General features: G+C 66.3%; 16 protein-coding genes. 3 read left to right on the top strand and 13 right to left on the bottom strand.

Annotation, left to right across the window (positions count from 1 at the left end):
- Positions 1 to 157: 157 nt before the first annotated feature.
- The 7 genes from fusA to EZ304_RS00735 all read right to left on the bottom strand — a co-directional run bounded on the left by fusA (position 158) and on the right by EZ304_RS00735 (position 8,860).
- Positions 158 to 2,194 (bottom strand): elongation factor G, encoded by a 2,037-nt coding sequence (gene fusA, locus EZ304_RS00765; RefSeq protein ID WP_142805943.1) that lies wholly within the window; start codon positions 2,192 to 2,194, stop codon positions 158 to 160.
- Positions 2,195 to 2,622: 428 nt separating this feature from the next.
- Positions 2,623 to 3,372 (bottom strand): hypothetical protein, encoded by a 750-nt coding sequence (locus tag EZ304_RS00760; protein ID WP_142805942.1) that lies wholly within the window; start codon positions 3,370 to 3,372, stop codon positions 2,623 to 2,625.
- A 64-nt stretch (positions 3,373 to 3,436) separates the two neighbouring features.
- Positions 3,437 to 4,198, bottom strand: a complete 762-nt coding sequence (locus EZ304_RS00755) for a heme ABC transporter ATP-binding protein (protein WP_049467698.1) — start codon at positions 4,196 to 4,198, stop codon at positions 3,437 to 3,439.
- Positions 4,195 to 5,238 (bottom strand): FecCD family ABC transporter permease, encoded by a 1,044-nt coding sequence (locus tag EZ304_RS00750; RefSeq protein WP_014037165.1) that lies wholly within the window; start codon positions 5,236 to 5,238, stop codon positions 4,195 to 4,197. The genes EZ304_RS00755 and EZ304_RS00750 overlap by 4 nt, the downstream gene beginning before the upstream one ends.
- Positions 5,235 to 6,281 carry a heme/hemin ABC transporter substrate-binding protein gene (locus EZ304_RS00745; protein WP_142805941.1) on the bottom strand — a complete coding sequence of 349 codons (1,047 nt, stop codon included), beginning with the start codon at positions 6,279 to 6,281 and terminating at the stop codon, positions 5,235 to 5,237. Before EZ304_RS00745 ends, EZ304_RS00750 begins: the two co-directional genes overlap by 4 nt.
- Before the next feature lie 51 nt (positions 6,282 to 6,332).
- The gene (locus EZ304_RS00740; protein ID WP_142805940.1) at positions 6,333 to 7,709 is read right to left on the bottom strand and encodes a YncE family protein; all 1,377 of its coding nucleotides are present in this window, start codon (positions 7,707 to 7,709) and stop codon (positions 6,333 to 6,335) included.
- A 122-nt stretch (positions 7,710 to 7,831) separates the two neighbouring features.
- Positions 7,832 to 8,860 (bottom strand): alpha/beta hydrolase, encoded by a 1,029-nt coding sequence (locus tag EZ304_RS00735; RefSeq protein WP_142805939.1) that lies wholly within the window; start codon positions 8,858 to 8,860, stop codon positions 7,832 to 7,834.
- Between the two features lie 279 nt (positions 8,861 to 9,139).
- Between EZ304_RS00735 and EZ304_RS00730 the strand changes: the two genes are divergently transcribed.
- Positions 9,140 to 9,514 carry a hypothetical protein gene (locus tag EZ304_RS00730; protein ID WP_099552248.1) on the top strand — a complete coding sequence of 125 codons (375 nt, stop codon included), beginning with the start codon at positions 9,140 to 9,142 and terminating at the stop codon, positions 9,512 to 9,514.
- Between the two features lie 73 nt (positions 9,515 to 9,587).
- Here the strand turns inward: EZ304_RS00730 and EZ304_RS00725 are convergent, their stop codons facing one another.
- The 5 genes from EZ304_RS00725 to EZ304_RS00705 all read right to left on the bottom strand — a co-directional run bounded on the left by EZ304_RS00725 (position 9,588) and on the right by EZ304_RS00705 (position 16,874).
- Entirely contained in the window at positions 9,588 to 9,977 is a 390-nt protein-coding gene (locus EZ304_RS00725) for a DUF805 domain-containing protein (protein WP_142808048.1), read from the bottom strand.
- A gap of 161 nt (positions 9,978 to 10,138) precedes the next feature.
- On the bottom strand, positions 10,139 to 11,416 hold the full coding sequence (locus EZ304_RS00720; protein WP_260678169.1) for a replication-associated recombination protein A: 1,278 nt from the start codon (positions 11,414 to 11,416) through the stop codon (positions 10,139 to 10,141).
- Positions 11,417 to 11,688: 272 nt separating this feature from the next.
- A complete protein-coding gene (lolA, locus tag EZ304_RS00715; RefSeq protein WP_099552251.1) occupies positions 11,689 to 12,327 on the bottom strand; it encodes an outer membrane lipoprotein chaperone LolA in 639 nt (212 codons plus the stop codon).
- A gap of 216 nt (positions 12,328 to 12,543) precedes the next feature.
- Positions 12,544 to 14,475 (bottom strand): DUF3857 domain-containing protein, encoded by a 1,932-nt coding sequence (locus EZ304_RS00710; RefSeq protein WP_099552252.1) that lies wholly within the window; start codon positions 14,473 to 14,475, stop codon positions 12,544 to 12,546.
- Positions 14,476 to 14,513: 38 nt separating this feature from the next.
- Entirely contained in the window at positions 14,514 to 16,874 is a 2,361-nt protein-coding gene (locus EZ304_RS00705) for a DNA translocase FtsK (RefSeq protein WP_099552253.1), read from the bottom strand.
- 233 nt (positions 16,875 to 17,107) lie between these two features.
- Between EZ304_RS00705 and trxB the strand changes: the two genes are divergently transcribed.
- Positions 17,108 to 18,079, top strand: a complete 972-nt coding sequence (gene trxB, locus EZ304_RS00700; protein WP_057501125.1) for a thioredoxin-disulfide reductase — start codon at positions 17,108 to 17,110, stop codon at positions 18,077 to 18,079.
- An 81-nt stretch (positions 18,080 to 18,160) separates the two neighbouring features.
- Here trxB and EZ304_RS00695 read toward each other — a convergent pair whose 3' ends face one another.
- The gene (locus EZ304_RS00695; protein WP_260678168.1) at positions 18,161 to 19,705 is read right to left on the bottom strand and encodes an N-acetylmuramoyl-L-alanine amidase family protein; all 1,545 of its coding nucleotides are present in this window, start codon (positions 19,703 to 19,705) and stop codon (positions 18,161 to 18,163) included.
- A gap of 180 nt (positions 19,706 to 19,885) precedes the next feature.
- Between EZ304_RS00695 and EZ304_RS00690 the strand changes: the two genes are divergently transcribed.
- Positions 19,886 to 21,010 (top strand): GNAT family N-acetyltransferase, encoded by a 1,125-nt coding sequence (locus EZ304_RS00690; protein WP_142805937.1) that lies wholly within the window; start codon positions 19,886 to 19,888, stop codon positions 21,008 to 21,010.
- Positions 21,011 to 21,120 lie beyond the last annotated feature (110 nt).

Below are 21,120 nucleotides of genomic sequence, written 5' to 3'. Positions count from 1 at the left end.
GCAATGCAAAAAAATCGCATCCCGAGGGCCCCATCCACGCATGGCGTGGATCTACTGCAGAGCTCGCGACCCGATCGCCCGGTAGATCCACGCCATGCGTGGATGCGCGCCCCGAACACAAAAAAGGGGAGCCCGCGAACGGGCTCCCCACCTTTCCTCATGCAGCGCGTACCGGCTCGTAGCCGTGCAGGTGCGCCTCACTACTCGCCCGTCCCTGGCTTAGCGAACGCAGCGAGGTGGTGTAACCCACCAGCTGCGCAAGCGGCGCAAAGCCACTGACCTCGGCGCGACCTTCCTGGTCGTCGATGCGGGTGATGCGCCCGTGGCGGCGGTTGAGGTCGCCAACAACGTCACCCACCGACGCCGACGGCGAATGCACCGTCACCGCCATCACCGGCTCCAGCAGCTGCGTGCCACCCTCGGCCAGCGCCGCCTTGATCGCCTCGGCACCTGCGCGATGGAACGCCATCTCAGAAGAGTCCTTGGCATGGGTCTGGCCATCGACAAGGCTGACCTCGATACCGACCACCGGATGCCCCTGCGGCCCCTCCGACAGCGCGGCACGCACGCCCTTCTCCACCGCTGCGATGAAGCTGCGCGGCACCACGCCACCGACGATGCGGTCATTGAACACCACCTGATCGTCCTCGCGCGGCGCCACGTCCAGCACCACGTGCGCGAACTGGCCCTGGCCGCCGGTCTGCTTGACCAGCCGCCCGACCACGCCGGCCATCGCACGCATCGGCGTCTCCTGGTAGGCCACGCGTGGCGCACCCACGCCGACATCGACCCTCCACTCGCTACGCAGGCGCTCGACCATCACCTCCAAGTGCAGCTCGCCCATGCCCCAGACCAGGGTCTCCGCCGTGTCGCGGTCGGTTTCGACGCGGAACGAGGGATCTTCCTGGGCCAGGCTGGCCAGCCCCTGCGCCATCCGGATCAGGTCCGCCGCACGCGCAGGCTCCAGCCGCCAGGCCAGTACCGGCGCCTGTGCCTGGATGTTCTCCAGGCGCAGCGGCTGTGCACGGCCGCTCAGCGTTTCACCACTGACCGCATCCTTCCAGCCCAGTACCGCGACGATGTCACCGGCCACGGCCTGTTCGATGTCATGGGTCTGGTCGGCCTGCACCCGCACCAGGCGGCTGACGCGCCGCCCCTGCGGATGCTGCGAACTGGCCACCGCGTCGCCCACCTTCAAGGTGCCCGAGTACATCCGCACGAAGCTCAGCGCGCCGTGCTGCTGATGAGTGATCTTGAACAGCAGGCCTGCCAGCGGGCCATCCGGATCCGGCGGCAGCACCACCTCGCCTTCATCGCTTTCAGCGCTGACGGCAGGGCGATCCAGCGGCGACGGCAGGTAATCGACCACTGCATCCAGCAGCGTCTCGATGCCCTTGTCCTTGAACGCAGCACCGGCCAGCACAGGTACGCCCGCACCCGCCAGCGTCGCCCGACGGATCGCCGCGCGCAGCTGCTCGGCATCGATCACGCGCCCTTCCAGCCAGGCATCGGCCAGTTGTTCATCGTGATCGGCCACGGCTTCGACCAGCGCATTGCGCTGAGCCTGCCACTGCGCGCGCGCCGCGTCGTCCCACGGGGTGATGACCGTCGCCGCACCGTCGCGCCACTGCAGCACGCGCTCGTCGACCAGATCGACCCAGCCGTTGAAGCCGCTTTCGCTGCCCAACGGCACGCCCAGTGCCCACGGCCGCGCCCGCAGCTTGTCCTGCAACTGCTCCAGCACGCGCTCGAACGAAGCGCCGACGCGGTCCATCTTGTTGACGAAGGCGATCAGCGGCACGCGATGGCGGCGCGCCTGGCGCCACACCGTCTCGGACTGCGGCTGCACGCCGTCCACGGCCGAGAACACGGCCACGGCACCGTCGAGCACGCGCAGTGAACGTTCGACTTCGATGGCGAAGTCGATGTGGCCGGGCGTATCGATCAGGGTCAGCCGATGCGGCGGCAGGTCACGCGGCGCCCACTGCGCCTGCACGGCGGCCGCGCCGATGGTGATGCCACGCTCGCGCTCGATCGCCGAGAAGTCGGTGGTCGCGTTGCCGTCGTGTACTTCGCCGACACGATGGATCTCGCCGCTTTTCCACAGCAGGCGTTCGGTCAACGTGGTCTTGCCGGCGTCGATGTGGGCAATGATGCCGAGGTTGCGACGGCGGGAAAGGACTTGGGTGTTCATAAAGGGATTCCTGCAAAGCCAACTCCAGGGGCCGCGCACCCCGGTTGGCGACAGGGCACGCGGCTAGCGTTCGGTCTCGGCGATCTGGTGCATGGCACGTTCTCCTTGGCGGTACTGGGTCGAGTCGACTGTCAGTCGACTTGCGGGAAATCAGAAACGAAAAAAGCGCCCCGGAGGGCGCTCTGTCGAAGGTCCAGCGATGGCCGTCTCAACGGCTTCGTGGGGCTCCAGGCAGACACGCCCGTTCCGCGCTTGCGCGGGTCAGGGTGAAAAACTTCAGGAGCGGCATCCGGTTCATGGGGCGCATTCTAGACCTGCCAATCTGGCGCGCAAGTGAATATTGAATGCAAAAATGGAACGATGAGGCCGGCCAGCATTGGGGCCGGATCCCTTTGCCAACGGCAAAGGGATCCGACGCCCTGTCTGCCTTACTTGCAGCCGTGCAGCTTCCGCGCCTCGGCCACCGTCGCAGCCTGGTCATCGCCCATCGAGATCCAGCCCTTCAGCGACATCGATGGATCGACATGCGGCTGGCGTGCGCCGTCACGGACCACGACTTCGGTCCAGCTGCCCACCGGCGCCAGCTCGGACAGGCGTGCCGCCTGGTCGTCCTCGGTGCTGAACATGTCGTCCGGTCCCGCCGGCGGCGTGGTATTCACGGTTTCCGTCTTGCGGGCTCGGACCCGGAGTGCACCGTCCGGCAGCCGCTGGGTGATCACGTCGTAGCGCTCGACGCCATATGCCCACCTGTTTTCGCCAACGCTGCGGGTCTCGCTACCGTCATCAGCCACGGCCACCACCTCGCCTGCCGGCCCGACCACGCCCGCAACAGCCCCCAGGCCTGACATCAGCGCTTGATAGACGATCATCTGCCGCTGCTCGGGGGTCAACGCTCCGGACTTCAGCTTGGCGGCAGGAATCTGCAGGTACGCCGCTTCACTGCACAGCACCAGCACCTGCTGGTCGTCCCAACTCACCGACATTTCCTCGTTGGCGAAGTACTGCGTCTTCATCGACGTCACAGCGGCACCATCGCCACTGGAATGCCGCGTCTCGATCAGCGAAGCGTTCTCGGCCGCGCTGGTCAGCGAAACCTGGGAGGTCGAAGCTGCATTGGCAGCGCACACCGAAGCAATCATCGCAGCAAGCAACACGCTTCGCGTAACGGTACGGAACATGGCATCAGTCCATTGAAGAAAACGAAGCAACCATGATACCCGGAGCAACCTGGCGAGCCTTCGCTCAGGTCACCACCACCAGCGGCACTCCGCGGCGTGGATGCTCCAGCACCACCACATCCTGCTGGTAGACCCGCTGCAGGTTGTCCTCGGTCAGCACCTGCAGCGGCGTGCCATCGGCAGCTACCCTGCCCTGCTCCAGCAACACGATGCGATCGGCATAGCCGGCCGCCAGGTTCAGATCGTGCAGTACCACAATCACACAGGCGCCCGCTTCGGCACAGGCACGCACACTGCGCAGCGTGCGCTCCTGATGGCGCAGATCCAGCGCAGCGGTCGGCTCATCCAGCAGCAGCAACGGCGTATCCTGCGCCAGCACCCGCGCGAACGTGGTGCGGGCGGACTCGCCACCGGAGAGCTGCTGCACCTCGCGCAGGCGCAGGGCCTGCAGTTCGGCGGCATCGATTGCAGCTTCCACCTGCGCGTCGTCCACACGCGGATCCGGCGGATGCGGCAACCGCCCCATCGCCACCACTTCCTCCACGCTGAAGGCAAAGCGCACGCCGTGCTCCTGCGGCATCACCGCGCGCTCGCGTGCCAGCGGCCCCGCTTTGTAGCTGGCCAAGGGCTTCCCCAGCAGGCTCACCTCACCCACGTCGGCACGCAGGTCACCGGCAGCCACCGCCAACAGCGTGGATTTGCCCGCGCCATTCGGGCCAACCAGGGCGGTCACCGTGCCCGGCTCGAACGCCAGCGAAATGCCGTGCAGGATCTCGCGCTGCTGGCGGCGCACCACCACCTCGTGCAGCTTCAGCAGCACGCTCATGGTGCCGCCTTGCGGCGCTGCTGCAGCACCAGCCAGAGGAAGAACGGCGCGCCAAGCGCAGCCGAGAACAGGCCCAGCGGAATCTCCGCCGGTGGATCCAGCGTGCGGGCGGCGGTATCGGCCACCACGATCAGCAGCGCACCGAGCAGTCCGGACAACGGCAGCAGCCAGCGATGCCCGGGGCCGACCAGCAGGCGTGCCACGTGCGGCACCACCAGGCCAACGAAGCTGATCGAGCCGGCAAAGGCGACGGCCGCACCCACCAGCAGCGCACTGAACGCCACCAGTCGGCGACGCGTGCGTGTAACGTCCAGCCCAAGGTGCTGTGCCTGGCGCTCGCCCAGCGCCAGCATGTCCAGCGGCGTGGCCAGTCGCTGCAGCGCAAACACGCCAATCGCAAACAACGGCACCACCGCCGCCACATCGGCCCAGTTGGCACGCGCCAGCGAGCCCATCTGCCAGAACACCAGCGACTGCAGTTCGCTTTCGCTGGCAATGTAAGTGAGGAACCCGATCAGCGCCGAGCAGAACGCCGCCATCGCAATGCCCACCAGCAGCAGCGTGGCGTTACCGGTGCCCTTGCCCGGCCGGGCCAATGCATACGTCAGGCCGATCGCCAGCGCACCGCCGGCAAATGCGGCCACCGGCACCAGCCAGCCGGCGGCACCGGCAGCGCCCAGCACGATCGCGGCCACCGCACCCAGCGCGGCACCTTGGCTCACACCCACGATGCCCGGATCAGCCAGAGGGTTGCCGAACAGGCCCTGCAGGCTGGCACCGGCCATCGCCAGCGACGCACCCACCATCGCGCCCAACAGCGCACGCGGAATGCGCAGCTGCCAGACCACGGCCAGATCACGGCTGCTGACCGCCTGCGGATCGAGCAGGCCCAGCTTCACCGCCAGCGCCTGCATCACCTCCAGCGGCGGCAACCGCAACGGACCCACGGCGAACGACGCCAGCACCGCCCCCAGCAGTGCCAGCAACGCCACCAGCAACATCGTCCGCCCGCGACGGCGGCGCCGATCCGCCGGACTCATGCCTTCGGCAACGCCGCCAGGGCCTTGGCCAGCGCCAGCGCGCCAGCACCGGAGCCCACACTGGTGTACTTCAGCTGCACATCCGGCATCACCCAGACCCGGTTGGCCTGCCCGGCCGGGGTCTGCTTCAGCGTCGGGTACGCCTTCCACAGGCCTTCGGCACCGCCGAACAGCTGCAGGTCGTGCTCGGTCACCAGGATCACCTCCGGCGCCGCGGCGACCACGCCTTCATTGCTCAGCTGCGAGTAGTTCTTCACCCCCGCTTCGGTGCCGATGTTGACGCCACCAGCCAATGCAATCAGCTGCGCCGACGCGCTGTCGGCACCCGCAACGGTCGGTGAGCCACCGGCACCTGTTGCCGAGACGTGGATCACTCGTGGCGCATGGCCCAGCCCCTTGCCAATCGCTGCAGCCTCGTCGAGCTGACGCTGCACCTGCGTGGCAATCGCCTGCCCTGCCTCGGCCAGCCCTAGTGCGGCGGCGACCTTGCGCACTTTGTCCGGTGCCGGCTGCAGGTCATCGATGACCACCGCCGGCTCACCCACTTCGCGCAGCTTCTTTGCCAGCTCGGTATGCCGACGCAGGCTGTTGCCGAGGAACAGCGAGCCCTTCAGGCTCAGCACGCCTTCCACGCCCGTGGTGCGGTTGAACAGGAACTGGTGCGGTGCGGCCAGGCCGGCCTGGGTGGTGGTGTTGGTCGGCGCGGCGAACACCTGCTTGCCCAGCCCCAGCGCCTCGATCACCGCGATGACATCGTCGCCGCCGGCAATGATGCGGCTGGTGTCGGCCACTTCGACGTCGGCGCCATCGTCGGAATGCACCTTGGCCGGCAGCACCGCCTTCTGGTCATGCACCGCCGGCATCTCGGCACCGGCCACGCGCTGCCAGCCTGCCGGCAACGCGGTTTCCGCAGCGGCCGTTGCGGCGGGCGGCTCGGCGGCCTTCTGGCCATCCGGCGGCGTCGACGAACCACTGCAGGCAGACAGCGCCAGCGAAACAGCCAACGGAAGCGCGCACAGGCGCAGACGGGACGCGATGTTCATGGACATTCTCCTTGCTGACGGGGCGACGCTTATGCCGCCCCGCCGTGTGACTTACTGCTTCGGGGTGATGCGGGTGATGCGGTCACCCTTCGGGTCTTCTGCGCCGCGCGACTTGTTCACCGCGAACACATTGCCCTTGCCATCGGCACGGACATGGTTCGGCAGCGTGCCGCCGTCGAGGTTGGCGACCACCTTGCCGTCACCATTCACCACGGTGACGGTGCCGGCGCCGCGGTTGCTGACATAGGCCAGGCCGGAGGCATCATCGAAGGCGACGTTCAGCGCACCGGCGCCGACCGGCACATCGTGCAGCACCTTGCCGGCGGCCACATCGACGATCAGCAGGTTGTCGGTGCCCTGCGAGGCCACGTACAGGCGGTTGCGCGCCGCATCGAAGGCCACGCCGGAGGCACTGATCGAATTGCCCAGGTCGATGACCTTGTCGACCTTGCCACTGGCCACATCGATCACCGCCGCTTCCGGGGTGCCGATGCTGACGGTGAACAGCTTGCCGCCCTTCTCGTCCAGCACCAGGCTCATCGGGGTGAACTTGCCGTCGTCCACGCCGGATTCCAGCGTCACTGCCGGCAGCTCCTTGAGGGTCCTGGCATCGAACACCGACAGGTGGTCCTCGCCGGTGGCCGAAGCGAACACCTTGCCGTGGGTGCCGTCAACCACCACGTCGCGCGCATGCGGCACGGCATCGACCGGGAACTGGTGGACCAGCGACAGGTCCTTCTGGCGATAGACCGCAATCGAGTTCTGGCGGGTATTGGTCACCCAGACATTGCCGTTGGTGTCATCCACGCCCACGCCATAGACCGCGTACACCGCACCGTTGGTGCTGCCCGGCACCTGCGCCGGGGTGATCGCCTTGGTCACCTTCAGCGACTTCGGGTCCAGCTTCAGCAGCTGCGACTGGGTCACCGGCGGGCGGCCCACGGCCGAGGTCACGAACACCGCGTTGCTGGCGGCGCTGTAGGCGGACTGGTACAGGCCCGGCACCAGCTTGTTGGACTGGGTAGCGAACTGCGCCTGGCCGGACAGCGGCAGCTGCGGCGAGACACGCAGCTTCAGTACCGTCGCCGCTGCAGGCTGGCTGGCGCGCACCACCACCGGGTGCGTACCCGGCACCGCGTCGGCCGGAATGCTCAGCTGGGTCTTGAAGTTGCCATCGGCATCAACCACCAGCGGCTGCGTGTTGAGCACGCTGTCGCCACGCAGCAGGCGGACCTTCTGGCCCGGCACGAAGCCACGACCGACCACGTCGGCAGTGCTGCCGGGAACCACATTCTCACCGCGCGAGACAACCTCACCCTTGAAGGTGGCGTTGGCCGGCTGATCGAACACCGGCTGCGCGGTGGCGGTCACCGCCAGCAACAGGCCGGCGGCGAGAGAGGTAAGACGGAGAGACGGACGGAACGACATGGAAGGCTCCTTGCACACGTAGGCCGCGCCACGTGGCGCGGGATTCATCGGTTGCCTGGGCCACTGCACGCCGGCAGCCTCGCCTGGGTAGTGGGGTCGCACGGCATCGCGTGCGAAGGGATTCATTCGGCGGCGTTGTCACCGCCGTTGGACGCACCGTCACCGGTACTGCGGTCGGTCACGCCGTACAGTTCATGCAGCGCGGCATGGAACGACGCGGGCAGCATCGGGCCGTGGCCGAGGCCGTCGAACTCACGGTACTGCACGCTCATGCCCGGCACCTTGGCCAACCGTTCTGACAACTGCATCGCCGCATCCGGCGTGGCGCCACCGATGCGGCGCAGATGCGCGACCACGCGCGGATTGTTCATGTCACGCTTGCCACGATCGCCAACACGCTCGGCACCGCCCAGCATCAACCAGAGCTTTGTCGGCTGGCCATGCACGTTCTGCACGAACTGCTGTTCCGGATCACCCAGCGCCGCGCCCTGGCTCCACCACAGCGAGGGACTGGCCGCCAGATAGGACTGGAAGGCGGCAGGACGGGTGTACAGCGCATTGAGCACGAACAACCCACCCAGCGAGTGGCCCCACAGCGCTTGCTGCTGCGCATCGATGCGTGCGCGGCGCTCGACTTCCGGCTTGATGCGACGTTCGATCACATCCAGGAAGGCCGCCGCGCCACCGCCGACCGCCTGGGTCGTACCGCTTTCGTCGTCGGCGCGATCGATCCATGCGGTGTAGTCGCGGGTGCGCGCCTTGGAGTCGATGCGCAGGTCGTTGTCGTAGCCGATCAGCACCAGCACCGGTGGCGCCTTGCGCGCGGCCAGTTCGGCCAGCAGCGGCTGGTCCAGGACCATGGCGACGGCGTTCCCGTCCAGCGCGTACAGCACTGGGGAGGGCGTCTTGCCGGCCTTGGCCGGGATTGCCAGGTTCACCCGCCAACGGCGCTGCTGGTCCGGGCTGTCCACCACGAAATGCTCGAAGCGATAGCTGGCCGCCGGCTCGTCGAGCACGGTGCGGCCAATCTTCTGCAGCGGATTGCGCTGCTGCGCATGGGCGTACGGGGTGGCCAGGAGCAGACCCATCATCAAGGCGACCAGTCCGCGGGCCAGCGGACCACGGTGCGAGGGCAGGACGAAATGCTTCATCGGCGACGGCAGGAGCGGCCCGCGGCCGCCGGTTCACAAGGGACCGCAGTCTACCTTAAACGCGAATGATTATCACATCGATCGAACGTCACGCTGTGTATCACGCGCGCGCATGCCCGGTTGCACAGGAGGCGGCACTTCCCCTATTTTCCGCGCACCGGGGCATTGGATCGCCCCGCTTCCAGCGCAGCCATGGACGGCGGGCACTTGCCGCCATCCGGGTCGCGTTCATCTGCGCACAACCGCCATGGGATTGGATCCCATGAATGTGAGACCCCCTTGAAGCACACCGCACTGATCGCCCTTACCCTCGGCCTGCTTGCACCGTTGGCCGCGCACGCCGCGCAGGATCTGCCTACGCTCTACCAGGCCTATGAAGAGGCCGGCAATTCGACCCTGAGCATGGAAGAGCTCAACCAGACGGTGACCTTCACCGCTGTGGCGCTGGGCGTCTCCAGCAACCTGGCTGGCGAACCGCTCATTGAGGCCGGTGATGACCAGGGCAATGTTCTGGCCCGATTGACCACCTCTGACGACCAGCAGGCCGCCAAGCTGGGCGCCCTGGAAGAAGGCGCCCTCTTCACCGCCAGCTGCACGCTGCAGTTCAGCTCGGGCACGGACTACCTGTCCTTCGGCGATTGCGCCGTCAAGTAAAGACGAAGCCGGCAAAAATGCCGGCTTCATTTACCTGCCCTGCAGAGTCGAGCCATGCTCGACTCATGCAGCATCACGGCCCCGCAGGCACCGGACCATAAATGTTCTCCTGCGGCGTGCCCGGCAGCAGCGCGAAGATCATGATCACGATCCCGCCGCCCGGCACCAGCGCCAGCAGGAACAGCCAGCCGGACTGGCCGCAATCATGCAGGCGGCGTACGGTCACCGCGATCAGCGGCACGATCGTGACCAGCCACATCACACACAGCAGCACCACCATGCCGATCAGGATGGCGGCCAGTGCATCGGCACTGTTGCGCAGGAGGATCGCCAGCACGCCGGCCAGCAGCATCACTGCCGTTGCGACCAGGAACAGGAACAGCTGGTACATCCAGTATTCGCGGCGGTTGGCGCGGCCCTCGAACTGGGCATAGCGCTTCAACGGCAGAATCATTTCCTGCACGGCATCGATCCTTGAAAAAGTAGCCGCGCAGTGTGCCAAATGCACGCGCCGGGAACAATGTTGCCACTGTAGAGTCGAGCCATGCTCGACTGCCTTACCGAATGTGCCAACAACCCGGCCAAGAGCGAAGTCGAGCATGACTCGACGCTACACAAGCGGGGTCAGCGACCCTTTGCTGCCCGAGCTGCCTCACGCTCCGCGCGCAGCCGATCCAGCTTTTCCTTCAGCTTGATTTCCAGCCCGCGCGGCACCGGGTTGTAATACACCCGCTCACCCATCGCATCCGGGAAGCCGGTCTGGTCCAGCGCGATGCCGCCTTCTGCATCATGGTCGTACTGGTACTCGGCGCCGTAGCCCAGCTCCTTCATCAGCTTGGTCGGTGCGTTACGCAGGTGCAGCGGCACTTCTTCGGTGCCACTCGCGCGCACATCGGCCTTGGCCTGGTTGAACGCGGCGTAGCCCGCATTCGACTTGGCGGTACTGGCCAGGTACAGCACCAGCTGGGCGAAGGCGAGCTCGCCTTCCGGGCTGCCCAGCCGCTCATAGATGTCCCAGGCTTCCAGCGCCATGCTCTGCGCGCGCGGATCGGCCAGGCCGATGTCCTCGATCGCCATGCGGGTCAGCCGACGCGCCAGATAGGAGGGATCGCAGCCACCATCGAGCATGCGGGTCAGCCAGTACAGCGCGGCATCCGGGTTGGAGCTGCGTACCGACTTGTGCAGCGCCGAGATCTGGTCGTAGAACTGCTCGCCCCCTTTGTCGAAGCGGCGGGTGCGATCGGCCAGCACCTGGGTCAAGGTCTGCGGGGTGATGCGGCCACCCTCGCCGCCTGCCAGCTCGGCGGCGATCTCCAGCAGAGTCAGTGCACGGCGCACGTCACCATCGGCGGCGGTGGCGATTTCCAGCAGCAGTTCGGGCGCGACCTCGATGCCCTCTTCGCCCAGGCCGCGCTCGCGATCACCCAGCGCACGTTCCAGCGCCTCGACGATGTCAGTGGGCGAAACGCCTTCCAGCACGTGCACGCGGCACCGCGACAGCAGCGCCGAGTTCAGCTCGAAGGACGGGTTTTCGGTGGTGGCGCCGACGAACAGGATGGTGCCGCGTTCGATGTGCGGCAGGAACGCATCCTGCTGCGCCTTGTTGAAGCGGTGCACCTCATCGACGAACAACACGGTGCGCCGGCCTTCGGCAAAGCGCTGCGCGGCTTCGGCCAGCACCTGGCGCACCTCCGGCAGGCCGGACAGCACCGCAGAGATGGCACGGAATTCGGCGTCGGAGTACTCGGCCAAGAGCAGCGCCAGCGTGGTCTTGCCACAGCCCGGCGGCCCCCACAGGATCATCGAATGCACGCGGCCGGATTCGACCGCGCGACGCAGCGCGCTGTCCGGCGCCAGCAGGCGCTTCTGCCCGACCATTTCGTCGAGGGTGCGCGGGCGCATGCGCTCGGCCAGCGGGCGCAGATGTTCCCGATCGACGCTCAGCAGATCGGGGCCGGGGAAGGAAGTTGAACGATGTCTTGCCACCCGCTCATTGTACCGCGAGCGCGTGCCAACCAAGGTTGGCGCCCACCAGCGCCAGGCCTCAGGAACCGGTAGAGCCGGCCGCTGGCCGGCTGATCAAGAAAGTGTCAACCAAGGTTGACACCCACCAAGGCGGTGCCGGTTGACACCCACCAGGACAGGTAGCGCCGGGCCATGCCCGGCGACCGCAATCAATTACCGATGACGTCGGTGCCCTTCGGCGGGGTGAAGCTGAAGGTGCCCGCGGCGAAGCCGGGGTTGCGCTTCCAGCCGCTGAAGCTGATCACGGTGCGCTGGCCGACAGCGTCGGTGATCTCCATCCTGGCCAGGCCCTGGGCATTGAAGCCCAGCGCGGCGTACTGGAAGCTGGCTTCGGTTTCGCGCTTCGGCGACAGCGACAGCCACTGCAGGCCGTCACGCTGTGCGGCTTCTTCGCTGACGTCGTACTGCTGCTCCAGCAGCGCCGGATTGATCAGTGCGGTCAGCGGGCTGTTCTGCTCTTCCTTGCCCTGCTCGCGCACGGTGGCCTGCTCCAGGTCCGGTTCGTACATCCAGACCTTCTTGCCGTCAGCCACGATCAGCTGCTCGTGCGGGCGCACGTACTCCCAGCGGAACAGGCGCGGCGCCGACAGCGCCACGCGGCCACTGGTCGATTCCTTCACCTTGCCGCGGCTGTCGAACACCTGCTGGCTGAACTGGCCATCCAGGCCCTTCAGGCCACTGGTGAAGGTCTTCAGGTCATCGCGAGCACCGGCCCAGGCGCTGCCGGCGGCGGCGCAGGCCACGGCCAGGGTGGTGGTGGCAAGGAAACGGCGAAGGCGGACGTTCATGCGGAGATCCTGTCGGCACGCAGGCCAGGAAAGTTGGATACGAGTGTGCCCGGAACAAGCTGAATGGGCGATCAGGGCGTCATTATGACGCCCCGATCGTCGAACGGCGATGCACGCACGAGGACGATTTCATCCACGCGTGGCGGGGATCTACTGCCACCCAGTAGTGCCGGGCCATGCCCGCCAGGCGTTGCGCCATCCATGCGCGGCGTGGATCTACTTCAGCTTGCCGTACAGCACCTGGCCGCGGAAGCCGCGCCGCACTTCGCGGTACAGCGCGCGGAACGCGGCGTAGTCCTGCGGCTGGCACAGCGCCTCCGGCCCACGCACCGCGTTCTGCTGCAAGCGATGATGCACGGTCACCTCCTGCCCTTCGCGACTCCATTCCACCCGGTACTCGCCGGCGGCGTTGGCAAAGCGCTGGCTGGCCGGGACCGCGATGATCGGTGCGTTGGCCGGGAACTGCAGGCGATAGGTTTCCTCGCGCAGACTGGCATTGCAGTAGAACGGGGTCTCGTTGGCCGGCGCCGAGGCGGTGGCATACAGCCCACGCACCGACTCACCACCCGGCGGGTCCGGCACGGCCATGCCGCCGGCCACGCTGAAATCGGCGTAGTCCTCGGCCTGGAACCCCATGCGATAACCGAACGGCCGGGTCAGGTCGACCGGCACGCCCTGGATCTGCAGCTGCCCTCGCCCGTCGAAACCGGAGGCAGCCATGATCTGCTCTTCAGCGCGCGCGCGGTTCTGCGCGTTGAGCTGGGAGAACTGGGCGCGCATGCCGATCTCGGCGTTCTCGCCCAGTTTCGGAATGGTCTCGCCGCGCAGGTTGCCGTTGGCGTCGAAGGTGAAGCGCACCTCCATCGAGGTTGCATTGCGCTCCGGCGTGTTGGCCGGGGTGCGCGCCAGCGTGGCATCGCGCGTCCGCATCACCGGCGCACCCAGATCCCCTTCCGGCAGCTGTCCGAAACGCGCCCACGCGGTGGTCGAATCCAGGTACAGATCAAACTCGGGAATGTAGGTGATGGCGTGGTTGAAGCGGCCCAGCACCGGGATCTTCGGCAGGGTCGGACCGCCGCCGGCACCAATCAGCACCGGCGAACTGGCAATGCCCTTGGCCGCCAGCAGCGCCTCCAGGATCGTCACATGGTCCTTGCAGTCACCGTAGTGGTTGTCGAGGATGCTCTGCGCACTGTTCGGCTCCAGGCCGCCATTGCCCAGATACACGGCCACGTAGCGGATGTTCTGCGCCACCCAGCGGTAGAGCGCATCGGCCTGCTCGCGCCGGTCGCTGATGCCAGCAGTGATCTCATCAGCCAGCGCCTGCAGCGCCGGGGTCACCTCGGCCGCCGGGCCGGCCTTGAGCTGGTAGGCGCGACCCATCTGCGACCAGTCACGATACGTGCTGGCCATGATGTTGGGGCCGAACTCCCAGCCCGCCGCCGACCAGTTCTGTGCCGGCATGGCTTCGCGCCGCTGGTAGCGCCAGCGCCACTGCGCCTGTCCGTTCTTCACCGTCGGCCGGTCGCTGCCCTGTACGCCACGGCTGTCGACGAACATCGGCAGGCTGGCCGGCGCGCTGAGGGTGACCTCGGCGTCCTCGTACTCGGTGAAGACATTGAACGTCTCCCACAGGCCGAAGTAGCCCGGGAAGTACGGCGTGGCCTGGGTGCGACGCACCTGATAGTACAGGCGCGTGCCCGGGGCCAGGTTCGGGAACACGATCACCCGCACCTTGCGATCGGCATACATCGCCGCCGAGGCGCTGGAGTAGCTCTCCTGGGTGTAGATGCGGTCGGCCGGCACGTCGCGGCGCTGGCCGTCGGCGGTGATGGTGTAGGCGCCGAGCACTTCCAGCGTCTCCATCTTCTCGCTGTAGCTCAGCCGCACCTGGCTGAACTGCTCGACGGAGGCCTTGGTCTTGAGCAGGACTTCGTAGGTTTCGGTCTGCACATTGCCCGCGTCCGGCCGCACCTGGTAGTCGGCGCGGTAACGGACAATGCTGAAATTGTTGCTGGCTTCGGTATCGCCGCTGGTGGAAGGCGGCGCCGTGGCGGGCGCGGAGGTGGCGGTGTCTGCCAGTGCCGGGCCGGCAGCCATCAAGGCTGCCAGCGCCAGTGCCAGCGCGCTGGGTACGGGGTGAAGCATGCGTCGGTTCCTTGGACGTCGTGGGGGTACGTCGGGTCTTACTTGGGCGGCGGCGGCGCCAGCACCGTACGGTCGCCATTGTGTTCGGGGGCACTGACCACGCCGGCCGCTTCCATGGCCTCGATCAGTCGCGCCGCGCGGTTGTAGCCGATCTTCAGCCGGCGCTGCACGCCGGAGATCGAAGCACGGCGGGTCTCGGTGACCACCCGCAGCGCTTCGTCATACAACGGGTCGGACTCGTCGCCGGCAGAACTGTTCTCGGGCAGGCCGGTGGCGCCGACGACCACGCCGTCACCCATCGTCTGCACTTCGTCCAGCACGCCGTCGACATAGTCGGCCGGGCCCATCGCCTTGAGGTGTTCGACCACGCGGTGCACTTCCTCGTCGGAGACGAAGGCGCCGTGGACGCGCTCAGGCATGGCCGTACCCGGCGGCAGGTACAGCATGTCGCCATGGCCGAGCAGGGTTTCCGCGCCGGACTGGTCGAGGATGGTGCGCGAGTCGATCTTGGAGCTGACCTGGAAGGCGATGCGGGTCGGGATGTTGGCCTTGATCAGGCCGGTGATCACGTCCACCGACGGGCGCTGCGTGGCCAGGATCAGGTGGATGCCGGCCGCACGTGCCTTCTGTGCCAGGCGCGCGATCAGCTCTTCCACCTTCTTGCCGACGATCATCATCATGTCGGCGAATTCGTCGATGAAGATGACGATGAACGGCAGCGTCTCAAGCGGGCGCGGCGCCTCGCCCAGCTCGGGGTTCGGCTTGAACAGAGGGTCCATCAGCGGCTGGCCGGCGTCCTGGGCTTCCTTCACCTTCTTGTTGAAGCCGGCCAGGTTGCGCACGCCCACCGCGCTCATCAGTTTGTAGCGGCGCTCCATCTCGGCCACGCACCAGCGCAGGCCGTTGGCAGCCTCCTTCATGTCGGTGACCACCGGCGCCAGCAGGTGCGGAATGCCCTGGTAGACGCTCAGTTCGAGCATCTTCGGGTCGATCATCAGCATCCGCAGGTCTTTCGGCGAGGCCTTGAACAGCAGGCTCAGCACCATGGCGTTGACCGCCACCGACTTGCCCGAACCGGTGGTACCAGCCACCAGCAGGTGCGGCATGCGCGCCAGGTCGGCCACGGTCGAGCGGCCCGCGATGTCCTTGCCCAGCGCCAGGGTCAGCACGCTGGCCGACTTGTCGTACTCCTTCGAACGCAGCAACTCGGAGAGATAGATCATCTCGCGGGTGACGTTGGGGATTTCCAGGCCGATCACCGACTTGCCCGGAATGACGTCCACCACGCGCACCGACTTCACCGACAGGCCGCGCGCGATGTCCTTGTCCAGCGAACTGATCTGGCTGACCTTGATGCCCGGCGCAGGCTCGATCTCGAAGCGGGTGATGACCGGGCCGGGGTTGGCACCGACCACCTGGGCGTCAATGCGGAAATCTTTCAGCTTGAACTCGATCTGTCGCGACAGCGCGTCCAGCGTGTCCTTGTCATAGCCCACCGGCTGCGGCTTGGGGTCATCCAGCAGGGCCAGCGGCGGCAGGTCCGAGCCATCGCCGTTGACGCCACGGAACATCGGGATCTGCGTGTCACGCTTGGCCCGGTCACTCTTCTCGATCACCGGCTCCGGGCGCGGCTCGATCTTCACCGGCTCGCGCTTGGCGCGCACTTCGGCGTCGGCCTTGCGCACTTCCTGGCGCTCCTCGCGCATCACCCGGGTCTGCTGCCACTCGGTGACTTCTTCCTTCTTGCGCGCCAGCAGCGGCGCCAGCGACATCACCCCGCGGCCGATCTTCTCCATCACCGTGAACCAGGACAGCCCGGTGGCCAGGGTGATCGAAGCCAGCAGCAGCACCAGCACGAACAGGTTCGCGCCCAGCGCGCCGAAGCCCACCGTGAGCGAGTTGCCGACCAGCTTGCCGAGGATGCCGCCGGCACTGGAGACATCGCCACTGAACAGGCGCACGTGCAGGAAGCCGGTGCCGGCGATCAGGAAGCCGACCAGGCCGACCAGGCGCAGCGCCGGGTCCAGGTCGTTCTCGCCCTTGCTCTCGCGCTTGAGCCCGAACATCGCGATCCACGCCAGCGCGCCCAGTACCACGGGCAGCAGGAAGGCGATGTAGCCGAACAACTGCAGCAGCACGTCGGCGATCCAGGCCCCGGCGCGGCCGCCAAGGTTGTGCACCGGCGCGACCACGCTGCCGGTATGCGACCAGCCCGGATCAGTGGCTGAATAGGTGAAAAGACTGGCCGCCAGGTACAGCAGGGCCGGCGCGATGGCGATCAGGCCCAGATCGCGCCAGAGGCGCTGGCGGCGTGGATTGTCGGTCGTCGCCGCCGCAGCCGTGCGACGTGACGCCTTGCTGTCGTCGGACTTGGAGCGTTCGGGGACCTGCTTCGCCACCTTAGACCATACCTTTGGAATGCGCTGTTAGTGATTGATAATAAATGAGACGGCGTCAGTTTTCAGTTATGCGACATCTGACAGGGCCTGCGGAGGGCCGGAACCACCGCTGGATGACGGCGTTCTGTTCATCGGCTTGAATCGCCCTGCCCCAGCCGCCACTCTATGACCTGCCACGGATGCTGCGCAAACATCGCCAGCACCTTGTCCCATCTACCTTTTCGCGAGTTTACATGAGCACCAGCCTGCCCTCCCGCCACCAGCGCCTCGTCATCCTCGGTTCCGGCCCGGCCGGTTGGACCGCCGCCGTCTACGCCGCCCGCGCCAACCTGAAGCCGGTCGTCATCACCGGCCTGCAGCAGGGTGGCCAGCTGATGACCACCACCGAGGTGGACAACTGGCCGGGTGACGCCCACGGCCTGATGGGACCGGACCTGATGGCGCGCATGCAGGCCCATGCCGAGCGCTTCGAGACCGAGGTCATCTTCGACCACATCCACACCGCCGACCTGTCGCAGCGCCCGTTCAAGCTGATCGGCGACAGCCACGAGTACACCTGCGATGCGCTGATCATTTCCACCGGCGCCACCGCCAAGTACCTGGGCATCCCGACCGAGGACGAGTTCAAGGGCCGCGGCGTGTCCGCCTGTGCCACCTGTGACGGCTTCTTCTACCGCGACCAGGACGTGGTCGTGGTCGGTGGCGGCAACACCGCCGTGGAAGAGGCCCTGTACCTGTCCAACATCGCCCGCAAGGTCTACCTGGTCCACCGCCGCGACACCCTGAAGGCGGAAAAGATCATGCAGGACAAGCTGTTCAAGAAGGTGGCCGAAGGCAAGATCGAGACCGTCTGGCACCACCAGGTGGAGGAAGTGCTGGGCAACGACGCCGGCGTGACCGGCGTGCGCGTGAAGTCCACCCTGGACGGCAGCACCCGCGACATCGACGCCCACGGCTTCTTCGTGGCCATCGGCCACCACCCGAACACCACCCTGTTCGACGGCCAGCTGGCGATGAACAACGGCTACCTGGAAATCCGCTCGGGCCTGGGCGGCAATGCCACCCAGACCTCGGTGGAAGGCGTGTTCGCCGCAGGCGACGTGGCCGACCAGCACTACCGCCAGGCGATCACTTCAGCCGGCTTCGGCTGCATGGCCGCACTGGACGCCGAGCGCTACCTGGACGCACAGGGCAAGGCCAGCTGAGAGGCTGACCCGCTTCTGTAGGGTCGAGCCACGCTCGACTCCGGATAGAAGGCCGACGCCAGTGCGTCGGCCTTTTCGTTTTCACGAGCCGGACAGCCCTGTCGCCGCAACACTCAACCCACCCGGCCGCCGTATGCACTGCACCCTGTGCCTGACCGGCGGCGACTTCACGCCATCGGCATCGACCACCTGGGTGTTCCAGAACAAGGGGGCGCTGCCAGCGTTCTCGCACCTCATGATGATCTGACTGGACTTCTCGTCCGGCGCAGCGATGTGGACCTTGCCGTCGGTGCAGGTCCATCCGGGCGGGCAACCCACATTGGTGGTGACCAGATCAATCGGGTACCGGGGATGGCCCTCAAACACCACATCGACGCGCCGCGAACTCCCTGCGGACAGCTCGATGGACTGGATGGGCTCCACCTTCAACGGCACACAACCCTCCCCTTCACGGAACAGCCGATAGCCTTTCTCGACACCCTTCATTGAGGCGGTGCGAAATGCCGGGTCCAGCAAGGCTGCAGCATCGGTTGGGTTTGTGTGGAAGGCCATTTCCACAATAGCCGACGGCATCTCCGCAAGGCGATTTTCGCCTTTGTCCTCAAGAAACGGCTCGCTGGTGACCTGAAATTCCTCGTAACCGTCGACACTTCGGATCAGCTCCTTCATGTAGCAGAGGATGTTTCGCCCCAGCTCCGCGTCCCGCGGGCGCCCCGGCTGCACGACAACGCGGGTGCCTGTCACACGCTGGTCATCAACACCGTCTGTATGGAGGTGCAGTGCGACCTCGGAACCTACGTGATTTGCCAGCAAGGGTCGGCTGTTGATGTCGTCGTCATAGTCGCGCCTGGCGTAGATGCGATCTCCTTTTGAGTTCCAGATCCTGGGATTCTCTGGAAAGCGCTCCTTGATCGCGTAACGCGCGGCCATCTGCCACCACGGATGCAGTGCTTCAGGGTGAACAACTTCAGCCAGCTGGGATCGTGGGCGCGTCGTCGCTACCCCACTCCGCTGAGCAAGCAACAGCTGCAGCTCGTCCGCATACCCCGGCGTAATGAAATCCTCTTGAACTCCGTGAAATTCATCCCGCTGCAACACCCATCGCCCCCAACCGTGATGATAGTAGTAGCCATGCGATGCCGAAACGAATGCATGCCCACGCCGGGGGGGAGCACTCCTTGCGCGGAGCGCCGCCTCATCCTCCTCCTTGATCTCGGGAAAATAGTCCTGCCTCGGGCGCCCCTCATAGAGATACACAATCTTCGTAACCGGCAGAACCTGTTCGGCAAGCAGTGTCAACTCGTGACGGAATGCGTCGTGCTGATCTTCAAAGCTGGCGCCATGATGCTCCAGGATGAATCCCGGGCCGAAATCAATCCGCAGAATCCCCGCCCCCAGTTCAAACCCAACCCGCACTCGAATGTGCCTCGCCTGCCCTTCAAGCCTTGGTGATCGATCCAGGATTTCCTGCGCCCTTCTTGTAAGAACGGTATCCAGCTCCGCATCAGTTCGCGCAGCATCAATCTGCGCTCCCCCCTGGCCTGCCATGGCAGGCAAATGGATCGCTTGACCTGTGACGATCAGGCAGAGTGCGGCAAGACTGCGAAGCAAAGGTGTGTGGCTCATATGCAGTTCCTCGAGTGATGGTGTTCAGTCCAGCGGCTGCGCCATCACCTTGGCGGCGCGATCGGAGAGACAGGGCGCCCCCGTTCGCAATGCGATGAGGTTCTGAATTTCCTCAAGCCAAAGGCGTAACCAAACGCCCACTAAGCCCCGAAGACGCCCCGCCTGCCCTATCCTTCCCTCATGCCTTCCCCCCGCTTCCTCGACTCCCTGCAGTCCATTCCCGCCACCGACTGGGATGCCCTGCACGATGGGCAGAACCCCTTCGTCAGCCACGCCTTCCTCTCAGGCCTTGAACAGCACGGCTGCCTGCGCGAGGACTGGGGCTGGCAACCCCGGCACTTCACGCTCTGGGAAGGCGACGCCTTGGTCGGCGCCATTCCTGGCTACCTGAAGACCAATTCGCACGGCGAATTCGTGTTCGACCATGCCTGGGCCAACGCCTATGCCCGCCATGGCCGCGACTACTACCTGAAATGGCTCGGCGCGGTGCCGTACTCGCCGGTCACCGGGCCGCGGCTGCTGGCCCGTCACGATTCAGAGCGCGCCGCGCTGCTGTCGGCATTGCGAGAGGCACTGCCCGCGCTGGACGTATCCTCGGCCCATATCAACTTCCACACCGCAGTAGACGAGGCGCTGTTCGGCGACGACTGGCTGCTGCGCGAGGACGTGCAGTTCCAGTGGCAGAACCCTGGCGACTGGGCCACGTTCGAGCAGTTCCTCGGCGCGATGAACCACAAGCACCGCAAGAACATCCGCCAGGAACGGGCCAAGGTCACCCGTCAGGGCATTACCTTCCGCGTGGTGCACGGCGATGAAGCCGGCCGCGCAGACCTGCAGGCGATGTATCGCTTCTATCTGCAGACGTTCCTCGAGTACGGCAACGCCCCGGCGCTGACCGAGGCCTTTCTGCGCCATCTGGCCATTTCATTGGGCCGCGGGCTGGTGCTGTTCCTGGCCGAACAGGACGGCGAGCCGATTGCCGGCGCGCTGTGCCTGCGCGGTGGCGACACGCTGTATGGCCGCTACTGGGGTGGCGCCACCCTGCCCGGCCTGCACTTCGAGGCCTGCTACTACCAGGGTATCGAATACTGCCTGCGCGAAGGGCTGACCCGTTTCGAACCGGGTGCACAGGGCGAGCACAAGCTGGCGCGGGGTTTCCTGCCGACGCTGGTGCGCAGCCGGCACTGGGTGGCTGATGCGGATTTCGCAGAAGCACTGCAGGACTGGTGCCGACAGGAGCGACGCGATGTGCGGCGCTACCACCAGCAGCTGCAGGGACATGGGCCGTTCCGCGCAGAGCCGTAGAGTCGAGCTTGCTCGACTGGCGCGGTGCCGAAAAGCGCGCCAACCACGGTTGGCCCCTACCAGGGCAATGAGGCCTGCCAACCAAGGTTGGCATCTACCAGAGCGCTGGC

It is taken from the genome of Stenotrophomonas maltophilia, from assembly GCF_006974125.1.
In the GTDB taxonomy this organism is placed as follows: Bacteria; Pseudomonadota; Gammaproteobacteria; order Xanthomonadales; family Xanthomonadaceae; genus Stenotrophomonas; species Stenotrophomonas maltophilia_O.
Note: the sequence above shows the minus strand (reverse complement) of the source record. Positions and strands in the feature narration are given on the sequence as shown.

What these genes read in the sequence shown, in the direction of transcription:
- EZ304_RS00750 (WP_014037165.1), bottom strand. Translation starts at nt 5,238, where the DNA reads ATGAGTCCGGCGGATCGGCGCCGCCGTCGCGGGCGGACGATGTTGCTG.
- EZ304_RS00760 (WP_142805942.1), bottom strand. Translation starts at nt 3,372, where the DNA reads ATGTTCCGTACCGTTACGCGAAGCGTGTTGCTTGCTGCGATGATTGCT.
- EZ304_RS00740 (WP_142805940.1), bottom strand. Translation starts at nt 7,709, where the DNA reads ATGTCGTTCCGTCCGTCTCTCCGTCTTACCTCTCTCGCCGCCGGCCTG.
- EZ304_RS00695 (WP_260678168.1), bottom strand. Translation starts at nt 19,705, where the DNA reads ATGAGCCACACACCTTTGCTTCGCAGTCTTGCCGCACTCTGCCTGATC.
- EZ304_RS00735 (WP_142805939.1), bottom strand. Translation starts at nt 8,860, where the DNA reads ATGAAGCATTTCGTCCTGCCCTCGCACCGTGGTCCGCTGGCCCGCGGA.
- EZ304_RS00720 (WP_260678169.1), bottom strand. Translation starts at nt 11,416, where the DNA reads ATGCGCCCGCGCACCCTCGACGAAATGGTCGGGCAGAAGCGCCTGCTG.
- lolA (WP_099552251.1), bottom strand. Translation starts at nt 12,327, where the DNA reads ATGAACGTCCGCCTTCGCCGTTTCCTTGCCACCACCACCCTGGCCGTG.
- trxB (WP_057501125.1), top strand. Translation starts at nt 17,108, where the DNA reads ATGAGCACCAGCCTGCCCTCCCGCCACCAGCGCCTCGTCATCCTCGGT.
- EZ304_RS00745 (WP_142805941.1), bottom strand. Translation starts at nt 6,281, where the DNA reads ATGAACATCGCGTCCCGTCTGCGCCTGTGCGCGCTTCCGTTGGCTGTT.
- EZ304_RS00690 (WP_142805937.1), top strand. Translation starts at nt 19,886, where the DNA reads ATGCCTTCCCCCCGCTTCCTCGACTCCCTGCAGTCCATTCCCGCCACC.
- fusA (WP_142805943.1), bottom strand. Translation starts at nt 2,194, where the DNA reads ATGAACACCCAAGTCCTTTCCCGCCGTCGCAACCTCGGCATCATTGCC.
- EZ304_RS00710 (WP_099552252.1), bottom strand. Translation starts at nt 14,475, where the DNA reads ATGCTTCACCCCGTACCCAGCGCGCTGGCACTGGCGCTGGCAGCCTTG.
- EZ304_RS00755 (WP_049467698.1), bottom strand. Translation starts at nt 4,198, where the DNA reads ATGAGCGTGCTGCTGAAGCTGCACGAGGTGGTGGTGCGCCGCCAGCAG.